Source organism: Streptomyces sp. NPDC052225 (assembly GCF_040679615.1).
Classification (GTDB): domain Bacteria; phylum Actinomycetota; class Actinomycetes; order Streptomycetales; family Streptomycetaceae; genus Streptomyces.
Genome location: NZ_JBFAVD010000019.1, coordinates 35,613 through 48,793 on the forward strand (window position 1 = coordinate 35,613; position 13,181 = coordinate 48,793).

At 71.2% G+C, this 13,181-nt stretch carries 13 protein-coding genes and 1 riboswitch; of the genes, 5 read left to right on the forward strand and 8 right to left on the reverse strand.

Annotated features, from left to right (window positions below):
- Positions 1–139: 139 nt before the first annotated feature.
- The 5 genes from AB0L37_RS25560 (at position 140) to AB0L37_RS25580 (ending at position 4,655) form a co-directional block, all read left to right on the forward strand.
- Positions 140–889, forward strand: coding sequence for an ATP-binding cassette domain-containing protein (locus tag AB0L37_RS25560; RefSeq protein WP_365509817.1), 750 nt, complete (start codon positions 140–142; stop codon positions 887–889).
- Positions 871–2,064 carry a hypothetical protein gene (locus AB0L37_RS25565; RefSeq protein WP_365509820.1) on the forward strand — a complete coding sequence of 398 codons (1,194 nt, stop codon included), beginning with the start codon at positions 871–873 and terminating at the stop codon, positions 2,062–2,064. The genes AB0L37_RS25560 and AB0L37_RS25565 overlap by 19 nt, the downstream gene beginning before the upstream one ends.
- Before the next feature lie 94 nt (positions 2,065–2,158).
- A complete protein-coding gene (locus AB0L37_RS25570; RefSeq protein ID WP_365509823.1) occupies positions 2,159–2,566 on the forward strand; it encodes a VOC family protein in 408 nt (135 codons plus the stop codon).
- 125 nt (positions 2,567–2,691) lie between these two features.
- A complete protein-coding gene (locus AB0L37_RS25575; protein WP_365509826.1) occupies positions 2,692–3,840 on the forward strand; it encodes an LOG family protein in 1,149 nt (382 codons plus the stop codon).
- 188 nt (positions 3,841–4,028) lie between these two features.
- Positions 4,029–4,655 carry an LAETG motif-containing sortase-dependent surface protein gene (locus AB0L37_RS25580; RefSeq protein WP_365509828.1) on the forward strand — a complete coding sequence of 209 codons (627 nt, stop codon included), beginning with the start codon at positions 4,029–4,031 and terminating at the stop codon, positions 4,653–4,655.
- On the opposite strand, the gene AB0L37_RS25585 is transcribed toward AB0L37_RS25580, so the two are convergent.
- From AB0L37_RS25585 to pyrH, 8 genes are all read right to left on the reverse strand, one after another.
- Entirely contained in the window at positions 4,652–5,725 is a 1,074-nt protein-coding gene (locus AB0L37_RS25585; RefSeq protein WP_365509831.1) for an ABC transporter ATP-binding protein, read from the reverse strand. The genes AB0L37_RS25580 and AB0L37_RS25585 overlap by 4 nt on opposite strands.
- The gene (locus AB0L37_RS25590) at positions 5,725–7,338 is read right to left on the reverse strand and encodes an iron ABC transporter permease (RefSeq protein WP_365510107.1); all 1,614 of its coding nucleotides are present in this window, start codon (positions 7,336–7,338) and stop codon (positions 5,725–5,727) included. Before AB0L37_RS25590 ends, AB0L37_RS25585 begins: the two co-directional genes overlap by 1 nt.
- Before the next feature lie 56 nt (positions 7,339–7,394).
- Positions 7,395–8,489 carry a thiamine ABC transporter substrate-binding protein gene (locus AB0L37_RS25595; protein WP_365509834.1) on the reverse strand — a complete coding sequence of 365 codons (1,095 nt, stop codon included), beginning with the start codon at positions 8,487–8,489 and terminating at the stop codon, positions 7,395–7,397.
- 94 nt (positions 8,490–8,583) lie between these two features.
- Positions 8,584–8,689, reverse strand: a riboswitch (TPP riboswitch).
- Between the two features lie 24 nt (positions 8,690–8,713).
- On the reverse strand, positions 8,714–9,820 hold the full coding sequence (gene rlmN / locus AB0L37_RS25600) for a 23S rRNA (adenine(2503)-C(2))-methyltransferase RlmN (protein WP_365509837.1): 1,107 nt from the start codon (positions 9,818–9,820) through the stop codon (positions 8,714–8,716).
- A 121-nt stretch (positions 9,821–9,941) separates the two neighbouring features.
- A complete protein-coding gene (locus AB0L37_RS25605) occupies positions 9,942–10,157 on the reverse strand; it encodes a DUF6243 family protein (protein ID WP_365509840.1) in 216 nt (71 codons plus the stop codon).
- Positions 10,158–10,417: 260 nt separating this feature from the next.
- Positions 10,418–11,683, reverse strand: a complete 1,266-nt coding sequence (locus AB0L37_RS25610; RefSeq protein WP_365509843.1) for a phosphatidate cytidylyltransferase — start codon at positions 11,681–11,683, stop codon at positions 10,418–10,420.
- 32 nt (positions 11,684–11,715) lie between these two features.
- Positions 11,716–12,273 (reverse strand): ribosome recycling factor, encoded by a 558-nt coding sequence (gene frr / locus AB0L37_RS25615; protein ID WP_365509846.1) that lies wholly within the window; start codon positions 12,271–12,273, stop codon positions 11,716–11,718.
- Positions 12,274–12,404: 131 nt separating this feature from the next.
- A complete protein-coding gene (gene pyrH / locus AB0L37_RS25620) occupies positions 12,405–13,175 on the reverse strand; it encodes a UMP kinase (RefSeq protein ID WP_365509849.1) in 771 nt (256 codons plus the stop codon).
- Positions 13,176–13,181: the final 6 nt, after the last annotated feature.

Sequence of the window (13,181 nt, forward strand, 5' to 3'; positions counted from 1 at the left end):
GTGCGACCGGGCCGCGTCCTTTTCCCTGGCGCCCCTTGGACGTACCTACCGTGCCCAGTGACCGATCGGCCCTGCCTTCGTTCCCCCGGAAGGGGGACGGGAACTTCCCGGCATTCTGATCTGAACCGAGGTGTACGCCATGGTGGCCCCGCCGGACAACGACGTGCTCTGGGCACGCGCCCTGCACTTCTCCCACAGCGGCTCGCCCGCGCTCACCGGCGTCTCGCTCGGTGTCCGCGAGGGCGAGATCCTCGCCGTCACGGGCCCGCGCGGCGCCGGTAAGACGACGCTCCTGAAGTGCCTGTCGGGACAGCTCCTCGCGCAGCAGGGCGAGGTGTGGTTCAACAGCACGCCCGTGCACACCATGGGCCCGATCGTCCGCGAGCGGCTGCGCCGCGACCGGTTCGGCTGGATCGACCCCGAGCCGGCCCTCGTCCCCGAGCTGAACGTGTGGGAGAACACGGCCCTGCCGCTGATGCTGCGGGGCAGCGGCCGGCGCCCCGCGAAGACCGCCGCCCACGAGTGGCTCGACCGGCTCGACGTGGGCCACCTCGCCCGCAAGCGCCCGCACGCCCTCGTGATGGCCGAGCGGCAGCGCGTCGCCATCGCCCGCGCCCTGGTGCACGCCCCGAACGTGGTGTTCGCCGACGAGCCGACCGCGACCCTGCACCGCGCCGACCGCGTCCACGTGCTGCGCACCCTGACCGCGGCGGCCCGCTCGCACGCCATCACCGTCGTGCTCGCCACGCACGACTCCGAGGTCAGCGCCCTCGCCGACCGCTCGGTGTCGCTGCTCGACGGCCGCCGCGTGAACACCGTGCACCTGCCCGCCGGGCTCACCGACGTGGGCGGCACGGAAGGCCGGGCCGCGTGCTCGCTCTCCGTCTAGCCCGCGGCGCCCACCCGCTCGTCCAGCTCCGCAGACTCCTGGTGGCCGCCGCGTCGGCGGGCACCGGGTTCCTGCTGCTGTGCACGCTGGGCTACGCGATGGGCCACCCCGAAGCCGCGGCCGACGCCGTGCTCCGCCTCGTCTGGTGCCTGGTGCCGCTCGCCGCCACCGTGTACTTCGCGGTCGCCGTGGCCCGGTCCGACCCGGGGACGAAACCGCGCCCGGGCCTGTCCGCGGTGGGCCTCGGCCCGGCCCGGCTCACGCTGCTCGCCGCGATCTCCACGGCCGTCGCCTGCACGCTCGGCTCGATGCTGGCGCTGCTGTTCTTCCTGCATCTGCGGGGCGATCTGTCGGGGCTCCCGTTCGACGGGGCGGCGCGCGAACTCCTCGCCGCCGACGAGCCGCTGCCGCTCGCCGCCGCGCTGACGCTGCTCACCCTCGTCCCGCTCACGGCGTCCGCCGCCAGCGCCCTCACGCTGCGCCCGCGCACCGCCCGTCAGGGCGCCCGTCAGAGTGACGCCGCCGCGCAGGATCCGGCGCAGGAGGACCAGCCGGCCGCCGCGCCGACCGGCCTTCCGTGGGGCGTCGCGCTGCTCGCCGCCGGGCTCGCCGTGGAGACGTACGCCTCGCACGCCCCCGGCCCCTCGGGCCTGCCCATGCCGGGCGGCCTCGGCGGCAGCCCGAGCGGGGTGCTCGCCGGGTGGGCGCTGACCGCGTTCGGCCTGGCGCTCGCCGGGCCGGGGCTCACGTATCAGTGCGGGCGCGCGTTGCAGGCCGTCCGTCCGGGAGCGGTACGGCTGCTCGCCGGGCGCGTGCTCCAGGAGGAGGCGCGGCGCATCGGCCGCCCCCTCGGCGTGGTCTGCGCGGTGGCGTCGGGCGCGTACGCGGCGAGCGTCCTGTACGAGCGGGGCGGCAAGGCGGCGCCGGACCTCGGGCCGCTGTCCACGCTCGGCGCGATCCTCGTGGTCGGCTGCGCCGTCGCCACCCTGGTGACCGCCGTCATCGAGGCCCGCCAGGCGCGCAGGCACACGACGTCCGCGCTGCTGCGGCTCGGCGCTCCCGCGTCCATGCTGCGCGGCGCCGCGGCGCTGCGCGCGGGCGCGCTGCTCGCCGTGTTCGGGCCGCTGACCTGGGCCGTCGCAGAACTTTCGGCGATTCCGCTGGCCGGCCGATGAGTTTCGCGGCCGGCCGCCGTCTATCTCTGCGTACGGCACGACAGTGACCCACCCACGCTGACGACAGCAGCGTCAGAAGAAGGCGACGGACCCCATGTACCAGCAGATGATCTTCCCGAACCTGGCCGTGAACGACCTGGCTGCCGCCACCAAGTTCTTCACCGAGCTGGGCTACGAGCGCAACGCCCAGTTCTCGGACGACACCTGCAGCTCCATCGTGATCAGCGAGCAGATCGTGATCATGCTGCTCACGAAGGAGAAGTACGCCGGGTTCACGAAGAAGGCGATCGTCGACTCGACGACGAGCAGCGAGGTGCTGCTGTGTCTGAGCGCCGAGAGCCGCGAGAAGGTCGACGAGCTCGTCGACCGCGCGATCGCCGCCGGCGGCACCGAGACCGGCGAGAAGCAGGACCACGGGTTCATGTACGGCCGCGCCTTCGACGACCTGGACGGCCACACCTTCGAGGTCATGTGGATGGACCCGTCGGTCGTGGAGGGCTGACGAAGGCCGGCCGTAGGCTGACCAAGGGTGGGCCGTGGGCTGGGCAAGGGCCGGCCGTGGGCTGGGCAAGGGCCGGCCGTGGGCTGGTCAACTCGCGGGCTTCAGTGGGTGATTAGCATGGCGGCGTGCAGCCACCCACTGAACCCCCCGCGCCCGGTACCGCCTCCGACCGTGAGATCGAGACGCTCGACGAATTCGACGCCGTCCTCGCCGCGGACGGCACCCTCGCAGGCCACCGGGTCCAGGCCGTCGACCTGACGGACCGTACGGGCCGGCTGCTCGCCGCCGACGTCGCGGGCGCCATATTCCTCGGCTGCCCCATGCACGAGGAGGCGGCGGCACAGGTCAGGGCCCGCGGCGCGCTGGTCTTCCCGCCGGTCCCCGGCCTCCCCTTCGACCCGTACCGGGGGCGCCTGTACACCCCCGACGAACTCTTCGAGGGCCTGACCACCCCGGACGGCTACGCGGCGACGCCGGACTCCCGCGCCTACGCCTGGTTCCAGCGCACGAAGGCGGACGGGGACGTGTTCGCGTCGATGCTGCGCGCCGTCCACGACGACTCGATCTCCGACGCGCTCGACGAACTCCTCGTCGGTGAGCGGGTGGTGGGTGTCATGGGCGGGCACGCGATGGCCCGCGGCACGGACGCGTACGCCGGTGCGGCGCGGCTCGGCCGGACGCTGGCGCGCTCCGGTCTCACCGTCGCGACGGGCGGCGGCCCGGGTGCGATGGAGGCCGCGAACCTGGGAGCGTACGCGGCGCCGTTCGCCGACGCGATGCTCACCGAGGCGCTCCGACTCCTCGCGAAGTCACCGTCGTTCACGCCGTCGATCACGGACTGGGCGGGCGCCGCCTTCGAGGTCCGCACCCGCTGGCCGGCCGGCGGCGCCTCGGTCGGCATCCCCACCTGGTTCTACGGCCACGAGCCGCCGAACGCCTTCGCCTCGCACCTCGCGAAGTACTTCGCGAACGCCACCCGCGAGGACGGCCTGCTGGCCCGCTCCGACGCCGGCGTGATCTTCCTGCCGGGCGCGGCGGGCACGGTGCAGGAGATCTTCGACAACGCGACGCCCAACTACTACGAGTCGCGCGGCGAGCCGACCCCGATGGTCCTCGTCGACCGCGCCCACTGGACGGAGCGCCTGCCGACGTGGCCGCTCCTCGAATCCCTCGCGCGGGGCCGTGCGATGGAGTCACGGATCGCGCTCGTCGACACGGTGGAGGAGGCGCCGGCCGCACTGGCCCGGATCGGGTCAAGCGCGAGTCAAGACTGAACGCTCATCCCCGTCTGTGTATTGACGCTGCGTCACGGGCGCTTGTAAACGTGAGGGGACCGTGAGGGTGCTGAGGCAGGAGCCATGCGCTCCCTCACCACACCCCCCATCATCTGCACTTGATCCCGTGAAGGACAACCGTGTCCGTAACCCCCCGTATATCCGCACGCGCCGCACGCTTCGCCGGTGTGGCGGCCGCCGCGACGGCGCTCACCCTCGGTGTCGCCGGTTCCGCGTCGGCGTGCAACATCAGCGAGTTCACCGCCGCCGCCACCTGCACCGGTGAGCAGGGCGTCATCACCGTCACCGACAAGGACCCCTCGGGCGCCAAGGCGACCGTGGAGCTCTACCTCAAGGCCGGCGGCTCGGAGAAGCTCATCGGCACGAAGGACGTGGAGGGCACCCGCGAGGGCGTCACCGTCACGTTCGAGGAGAACTGGCAGCCGAAGGCCACGTACCGCGTGCACGTGAAGGCCAACGGCGGCCAGGTCGACGACGACATCAAGCCGAACCTGACCGCGCCCGACAAGGGCTGCGCCACGACGACCGCGACCCCGTCGCCGTCGACCCCGGCGCCCAGCACCTCGGCCCCGTCCGAGTCGGCGAAGCCGACCCCGTCGGCCTCCGCGTCCACCTCCGCCGCGGCCCCGGCCCCGGCCCCGTCCAACTCGGCCTCCCCGGCGGGCGGTTCGGACCTCGCCGAGACGGGTGCGAGCTCCAACACCGGCCTGTTCGCCGGTATCGCCGTGGCCCTGGTCGCCGCGGGCGGCGGCGTGGTCTTCGCCCTGCGCAAGCGGGGCGCTGCCCAGCGCTAACCGGCTGTCTTGAGAACGGGTCGCACCGAGGGGTGCGGCCCGTTCTCGCGCAGCACCACGATCTCCGCCGCGTCGAAGGCGACACCGACCTCGGCGCCGGGCTCCGGCGCGTCACGCAGGGCGCACGCCGCCTCGATGCGGGGCGCGCCGTGCGGCTGCAACTGGAGCGCCACGTGCGTACCGCGGAACGTACGGGCGGCGACGGTGCAGGTCACCTGGGCGTCGGCGGCCTCGACGAGCCGTACGCCGGCCGGCCGTACGAGGATCTCGCCGGGCCCCTGCGCGGACCCGGCGGGCACCGGCACCTTGCCCCAGGGCGTGTCGGCCACGGCCCCGGTGACGGTCGCCGCCACGACGTTGTCGAAGCCGAGGAAGCGGGCCACGAACGCGTCCGCCGGATGCTGCCACACCTCAAGTGGCGTGCCGGACTGGGCGATCCGCCCGTCGCGCATGACGACGACCCGGTCGGCGAGCGCGAACGCCTCGCCCTGGTCGTGCGTGACGGCGAGGACGGTGGTCCCCAACTCCCCGAACAGTTCCCGCAGTTCTACGACGAGTCGCTCGCGCAGCGACCGGTCGAGCTGCCCGAGCGGCTCGTCCAGCATCAGCAGCCGGGGCCGCGGCGCGAGCGCCCTGGCGAGCGCGACGCGCTGCTGCTCACCGCCGGACAGCGCGGCGACGGCCCGCCGCTCGGCACCCGGCAGCCCGACGAGGGCGAGCAACTCCCGCACCCGGTGGCCCTGTTCGCTCTTGGGCACACCGTGCATCCGCAGCCCGAACGCGACGTTCCCGCCCACGTCCCGCTGCGGGAACAGCTGATGGTCCTGGAACATCAGGCCGACGCCCCGCTGGTGCGCGGGCACCCGCGCCTGGTCGCGCCCGTCGAGGAGCACCCGCCCGCCGTCGAGCCCCTGGAGCCCCGCGACGGCCCGCAGCAGCGTGGACTTGCCGCTGCCGCTGGGCCCGAGGACACACACGATCTCGTGCTCGGCGACCTCCAGGTCCACGTCGTCGAGCACGGGACGCCCACCGAACCGTACGGTCGCGTCGGCCAACTCCAGCAGCGCCATCAGAACTCCCCGGTCGCGGCCTTGGCGGGCCGCATACGTTCGAGCAGCAGCAGGGAGACGGCGCAGACGACCATCAGCACGGTCGAAAGGGCCATCGCCTGCCCGTAGTTGAGGTCACCGGCCCGCCCGAGCAGACGTGCCACGGCGACCGGCAGGGTCGGGTTGTCGGGCCGCGCGATGAACACGGTCGCCCCGAACTCACCCAGCGACACGGCGAACGCGAACCCCGCCGCGATCAGCAACGCCCGGCGCACCATGGGCAGATCGACCTCCCGCCAGGCCCGCAGCGGCGACGCGCCGAGCACGGCGGCGGCCTCCCGCAGCCGCCCGTCGACGGCCCTCAGCACGGGCAGCATCGTCCGTACGACGAAGGGCACCCCCACGAGCGCCTGCGCGAGCGGCACCAGGATCCAGGAGGCCCGCAGGTCCAGCGGCGGCTCGTCGAGCGTGATCAGGAACCCGAAGCCGACGGTCACCGCGGACACCCCGAGCGGCAGCATCAGGAGCGCGTCGAACCCGCGCACGAGCCGCCCCGCGCGCCGGGTGAGGGCAGCGGCGGCGAGCCCCCCGATGAGCAGCGCGATGGCGGTGGCGGCGAGCGCGTACTCCAGGGAGTTCCCGATCGCGTTGATCGGCGGTACGAGGAAGGTGCCGCCGTCGGCCGAGGTCAGCGCCCGGTAGTACGCGAACCCGTACCCGCCCGGCGCGTCGAGGGAGCGCTCCACGAGCACGCCGAGCGGCAGCACGATCAGCAGTGCGACGCTCACCAACACGCCGCACAGCAGCGCCCATTGACCGGCGCCGCGCGGCCGTCGGGCGGTGTGCGCGGCGTCGACGAGCCGCAGCGCGCTCTCCCGCCGCCGCACGGTCCACGCGTGCACGGCGAGAATCATCCCCACCGCCACGAACTGCACGATCGTCAGCACGGCGGCGGTCGACAGATCGAAGATCTGCGCGGTCTGTCGATAAATCTCGACTTCGAGGGTCGAGAACCCGGGCCCGCCCAGAATCTGCACGACGCCGAACGACGTGAACGTGAACAGGAACACCATGAGCGCGGCGGCGGCGACGGCCGGACCGAGCGCCGGCAGCGTCACCGTCCGCCAGGCCGCGAACCGGGAGGCGCCGAGCATCCGCGCGGCCTCCTCCTGCCGCGGATCGAGCTGCGCCCACAGCCCACCCACGGTCCGCACCACCACGGCGTAATTGAAGAAGACGTGTGCCAGGAGAATCGCCCACACCGTGGTGTCGAGCCGCACGCCCCACAGCTCGTCGAGCAGCCCGCCGTTGCCGAGCAGCGCGAGAAACGCGGTGCCGACGACCACGGTCGGCAGCACGAACGGCACCGTCACGACGGCCCGCAGCACCTGCTTGCCGGGGAACTCGAACCGGGCGAAGACATACGCCCCCGGCAGCGCGATCAGCAGCGTGAGAGCGGTGGACGCCACCGCCTGCCACACCGTGAACCACAGCACGTGCCGGATGTCCGACTGACCCAGGACGTCCAGGATCCGCCCGAACTCCCAGGCACCGTCGACGTGCAGCCCGCGCTCGACGATCGCGGCGACGGGGTAGGCGAAGAAGACCCCGAAGAACACGACGGGCACGACCATGAGCCCGAGCCGCGCCGCGTTCCCGGTCCTGGCCCTGGTCTTGGACGGGCGGGCGACTACTTCAGTACGAGCGACGTCCACGACTTCACCCAGTCGTCGCGGTTGTCCGCGATCTTGCGGGGGCTCATGGTCTCGGGGGCGTCGACCTTGACGGCGTACTTGGTGTAGTCGGCGGGCGCGGTGGCGTTCTTGGTCACCGGGTCGACGAACATGTTGAGCGGCATGTCCTCCTGGAACTCCTTGGAGATCAGGAAGTCCAGCAGCGCCTGGCCGCCCTCGGTGTTCTTCGCCCCGTCGAGCAGCCCCGCGAACTCGATCTGCCGGAAGCAGGTGCCGGTCGCGACGCCGACGGGCGACGTCTTCGGCTGCGGGTCGGAGTAGATGGCCTCGGCGGGCGGCGAGGAGGCGTACGACACGACGAGCGGCCGCTCACCGTCGGCCTTCTTGCCGCCGGCGCTGCCGCTGAACTCCTCGTTGTAGGCCTGGTCCCAGCCGTCGACGACCTTCACCCCGTTGGCCTTGAGCTTCTTCCAGTACGCCTGCCAGCCGTCGTCGCCGTACTGCGCGGCACTGCCGAGCAGGAAGCCGAGCCCGGGCGAGGACGTGGAGGCGTTCTCGGTGACGAGCAGGTTCTTGTACGCGGGCTCGGCGAGATCGGCGAAGGAGGAGGGGGGCGTCAGCTTGTGCTCGGCGAAGTACTTCTTGTCGTAGTTGACGCAGATGGACCCGGTGTCGATCGGGGTCACCCGGTGCTTCCCGGCATCGAGCTGATACTCGCTCCCCACCTCCCCGAGCCCCTTGGCCTTGTACGAGGTGAAGATCCCGTTGTCGAGCGCGCGCGACAGAAGCGTGTTGTCGACGCCGAAGAAGACGTCGCCCTGCGGGTTCCCCTTGGACAGGATGGCCTTGTTGACGGCTTCGCCGGCGTCGCCGTCCTTCAGCACCTTGACCTCGTACCCGGACTGCTTCTCGAAGTCCTTCAGGACGTTCTTCGAGACCGCCCACGAGTCGTGGCTGACGAGGGTGACGGTCTTGGAGCCGCCGGCCGCACTCTCCGAGTCGTCGGACGACCCGCACGCGGACAGCGCGACGAGCCCGAGCCCGACAGTCACGGCGACATAGACCGGACGCCGCCCCATGTTCTTGCTCATTGATTCATTCCTCCTGGAAGTGACCAGGAAGAGACGCGGCCCCGCCCGCGCACCCTCGCGAGGATCGCGACGGCTTGCGGGCAGGGCGCAACAGCTTGAGTGATGTCCGAACTTCCTACCCAGAATGACCTGGGCAAGGTTCAGAGGGTCTGCGGTCGCTACCGCACTCTCAGCGCTGTGGCGCTCCCCTGTCGGAATATGCAGATGTGATGACGGTGGCCAGGCTACCTCTCGGTGGCCGCCAGCTGTCCACAGGCCCCGTCGATCTCCTGACCGCGGGTGTCCCGGACGGTCACCGGCACGCCGTGCGCGGCGATGGCCTCGACGAACGCCTTCTCGTCCTCGGGCCGCGACGCGGTCCACTTCGAGCCGGGCGTCGGATTCAGCGGAATCAGGTTCACATGCACGGGCTTGCCGCGCAGCAACCGCCCGAGCCGGTCCCCACGCCACGCCTGATCGTTGATGTCCCTGATCAGCGCGTACTCGATCGAGAGCCGGCGGCCCGACTTCGCGGCGTACTCCCACCCCGCGTCGAGCACCTCCCGCACCTTCCACCGCGTATTGACGGGTACGAGGGTGTCGCGCAGCTCGTCATCGGGGGCGTGCAGCGAGATGGCGAGGCGGCACTTGAACCCCTCGTCGGAGAACCGGTTGATGGCCGGGACGAGCCCGACCGTCGACACGGTGATGCCGCGCTGGCTCAGGCCAAGACCGTCCGGCTCGGGATCGGTCAGCGCGCGAATCGCCCCGACCACCCGCTTGTAGTTGGCGAGCGGCTCCCCCATCCCCATGAAGACGATGTTGGACAGCCGCGCGGGCCCACCGGGAATCTCCCCGTCCCGCAGCGCCCGCATCCCGTCGACGATCTGGTGCACGATCTCACCGGTCGACAGGTTCCGGTCGAGCCCGGCCTGGCCGGTGGCACAGAACGGACAGTTCATCCCGCACCCGGCCTGCGACGAGATACACATCGTCACCCGGTCCGGGTACCGCATGAGCACGGACTCGACGAGCGTCCCGTCGAACAGCCGCCACAGCGTCTTGCGGGTGGTGTCCTGGTCGGTCGACAGATGCCGCACGACGGTCATCAGCTCCGGCAGCAACGCCTCCCGCAGCTTCTCGCGCGACCCGGCGGGGATGTCGGTCCACTCCGCGGGGTCGTGCGCGTACCGCGCGAAGTAGTGCTGCGAGAGCTGCTTGGCGCGAAACGGCTTCTCACCGATCGCGGCAACGGCTTCCTTCCGCTCCGCAGGCGAAAGATCAGCAAGGTGCCGCGGCGGCTTCTTGGCTCCGCGGGGGGCGACGAAAGTGAGTTCTCCGGGCTTAGGCATGGCTCATCCAGTGTCGCAGATGAATGGGGGTGACCCGGAAACCCGAGAGTTCCGACCGCCCCACGGCCCGACCGCCCCGCGACTCGACCGGCCGGCTCGCGCCGCCCCGCGGGAGGCTGCGTCAGCTCTGCGCGGCGTCGTCGGCCGCCTGCGCGGTGCCCTCGGCCGTGCCGGTCTTCTCGCGCATCTTGCGCACCAGCTCCGCCTTCGCGTCGGCGGCGAGCCGGCGGTCTAGGTTGCGGTGCGGACCGTGGTTCTGCCGCTCGGCGCGGGACTGCTTCTTGCGCTGGCCCCCGCCCTGGCCCACGGGGTTGTTGATGTTCTTGCTGTCGGTCACGGGTTCTCCCGGCGGTGAGGTGAAGTGAAGTGAGGTGCGGTGATCTGCGGATTCATCGGTGGGGGACGGGCGGCTACATCGGAAAGACGTCGGCGGGGCCCGTCACGCGCTCACTCGTACATCGGCGTCGGGAAGAACATGACAAGGACGTTACCCCGTCGCGTCGCCCCCGCGCGCCGGCCTTTTCGGTTGCCCGACGCAGCGAGCCCCCGCCACGAAGGGCGAGGGCTCGTACGACACCGTGTGCGGGTCACACCGCCTCAGCTGGACCCCACGAACAGCACCAGCAACAACCACACCACCGGCGCGGTCGGCAGCAGCGAGTCGAGGCGGTCCATGATGCCGCCGTGGCCCGGCAGCAGCGTGCCCATGTCCTTGATGCCGAGGTCCCGCTTGATCATGGACTCGCCGAGGTCGCCGAGGGTCGCGCTCGCGGCGACGCAGGCGCCGATGATCAGGCCCTGCCACCAGGTCCCGTCATCGATCAGGAACTGCATGCACAGCACGCCCGCCACCATCGCGAACGACACCGCGCCGAACAGCCCCTCGCGGGTCTTGCCGGGGCTGATGCGCGGCGCGAGCTTGTGCTTGCCGAAGCGCCAGCCGATCGCGTACGCCCCGGTGTCGCTGACCACGGTCAGGATCAGGAACGTCAGAACGCGCCACGCCCCGTCGTCCGCCGTGAGCATGAGCGCCACGAACGTCGCGAGGAACGGGACGTAGAAGGCCGCGAAGACACCGGCCGTGACGTCCTTGAGGTAACCCTCGGGCGGCTCCGTCATGCGCCACACCAGGACGGCGAGCGCGGTCAGCGCCATCGCCACCCAGGCACCCTCGGCGCCCCGGACGTATCCGGCGACGACCATCGCGGCGCCACCCACGGCCAGCGGCACGAGCGGCGCCTTGATGCCCTTGCGCTCCTCGAGCCGCGAGGTCAGCTCCCAGAGCCCCACGACGACGGCGACCGCTATGACGCCGATGAACACGGCCTTGACGATGAAGAGCGACGCGATGATCACCGCGCCGAGCCCGACACCGACCCCTATGGCCGCCCCGAGGTCCCGGCCCGCGCTCTTCTTCTGCTTCGGAGCCGGCTCCGCCTGAGGCTGCGGCGTCGGCTGCGGTGCTGCGGTGGGCATGGGCTCCTGCGGAGTCTGCGGCGCCCGAGCGGGCGTCTCGTCGCGGAACAGGGGGCCGCTCAGCCGAGCAGCCCCCCGGTCGCCATCCTGGTCGTCGTCACCGCCACCGGCGGGCACGTCGGGCATATCGGGCACGATGGGCATGGGCCGAGTCTCCTCAACCGCGTGCCGTTCGTACGCGGGACCCGCCGGGGCGCGCCCCTGGTCGTACGAGGGCCCCTGCCCGTAGGCAGGTCCCTGACCGTACGAAGGTGCCTGACCGTAGCCCGGACCCTGCCCGTAGGCCGGGTCCTGAGCCTGCGCGGGCCCCTGACCGTATGCGGGCCCTTGGTCGGCGGGCCCCCAGTGTCCGGGCCCGGCCGGCGCCCCCCAGGAAGAGTCGTTCACGGATTCCTCGAACCTCGATCTTCCGCGCTCGCTCAGACTTCGAGCAGCTCGGCTTCCTTGTGCTTGAGCAGCTCGTCCACCTGGGTCACGTACTTGGAGGTGGTGTCGTCCAGTTCCTTCTCGCCGCGACGGCCCTCGTCCTCGCCGATGTCGCCGTCCTTGATCGCCTTGTCGATGGCTTCCTTGGCCTTGCGGCGGACGGAGCGGATGGAGACCTTGCTGTCCTCCGCCTTGGACTTGGCGACCTTGATGTATTCGCGGCGGCGCTCCTCGGTCAGCTCGGGGAACGTCACACGAATGATGTTGCCGTCGTTGCTCGGGTTGACGCCGAGGTCGGAGTCGCGGATCGCCTGCTCGATGTTGCGCAGCGCGCTCTTGTCGAACGGGGTCACCACGGCCATCCGCGGCTCGGGCACCGAGAACGAGGCCAGCTGGTTGATCGGCGTCAGCGCGCCGTAGTAGTCGGCCACGATCTTGTTGAACATCGCCGGGTGCGCACGACCGGTGCGGATCGCGGCGAAGTCCTCCTTGGCGACCACGACGGCCTTCTCCATCTTTTCCTCGGCCTCGAGGAGGGTCTCTTCGATCACCACTTGCTCCTGCTGTCTTGAGTGAGGCCCGGCGTGCACGGGGGCGGCCGGCTGCGTCGCGTGTCTTGCCTGCACGGTGTCCGACCGGCAGGACATTGTCCATCCCTCGCGGGGTGTTACGGACGGGAGGGTCAGGCGCGGGTGCCCTGCTCGCCCACGAGCGTCCCGATCTTCTCACCCTTGACGGCGCGCGCGATATTGCCCGTCGTGAGGAGCTCGAAGACAAGGATCGGAAGGCTGTTGTCGCGGCACAGGGTGATCGCGGTCATGTCGGCGACCTTCAGATCGCGCGTGATGACCTCGCCGTAGCTGAGCGCGTCGAACTTCACGGCCTCGGGGTTGGTCTTCGGGTCCGAGTCGTAGACGCCGTCGACACCGTTCTTGCCCATGAGCAGCGCCTCGGCGTCGATCTCCAGGGCGCGCTGCGCGGCGGTCGTGTCGGTGGAGAAGTAGGGCATGCCCATACCGGCGCCGAAGATGACGACGCGGCCCTTCTCCAGGTGGCGCACGGCGCGCAGCGGGATGTAGGGCTCGGCGACCTGGCCCATCGTGATGGCGGTCTGGACGCGGCTGTCGATGCCCTCCTTCTCCAGGAAGTCCTGGAGGGCGAGGCAGTTCATCACGGTGCCGAGCATGCCCATGTAGTCGGAGCGGGCCCGGTCCATGCCGCGCTGCTGGAGCTCGGCGCCGCGGAAGAAGTTGCCGCCGCCGATGACGACGGCGATCTGGGCCCCGTCGCGGACGACGGCCGCGATCTCACGGGCGATGGCGTGCACCACGTCGGGGTCGACTCCGAGACCCCCGCCCCCGGCGAAGGCCTCGCCGGAGAGCTTCAGCATGAAGCGTCCCGCGCCTTTGCCGTCGTCGCTGTTGTCGCTCTTGTCGGCCTGGGTGCTGGTCATGGAATC

Coding starts and splice junctions, on each gene's coding strand:
- AB0L37_RS25560 (WP_365509817.1), top strand. CDS start 140: ATGGTGGCCCCGCCGGACAACGACGTGCTCTGGGCACGCGCCCTGCAC.
- AB0L37_RS25570 (WP_365509823.1), top strand. CDS start 2,159: ATGTACCAGCAGATGATCTTCCCGAACCTGGCCGTGAACGACCTGGCT.
- AB0L37_RS25585 (WP_365509831.1), bottom strand. CDS start 5,725: ATGGCGCTGCTGGAGTTGGCCGACGCGACCGTACGGTTCGGTGGGCGT.
- AB0L37_RS25590 (WP_365510107.1), bottom strand. CDS start 7,338: ATGGTCGTGCCCGTCGTGTTCTTCGGGGTCTTCTTCGCCTACCCCGTC.
- AB0L37_RS25595 (WP_365509834.1), bottom strand. CDS start 8,489: ATGAGCAAGAACATGGGGCGGCGTCCGGTCTATGTCGCCGTGACTGTC.
- rlmN (WP_365509837.1), bottom strand. CDS start 9,820: ATGCCTAAGCCCGGAGAACTCACTTTCGTCGCCCCCCGCGGAGCCAAG.
- pyrH (WP_365509849.1), bottom strand. CDS start 13,175: ATGACCAGCACCCAGGCCGACAAGAGCGACAACAGCGACGACGGCAAA.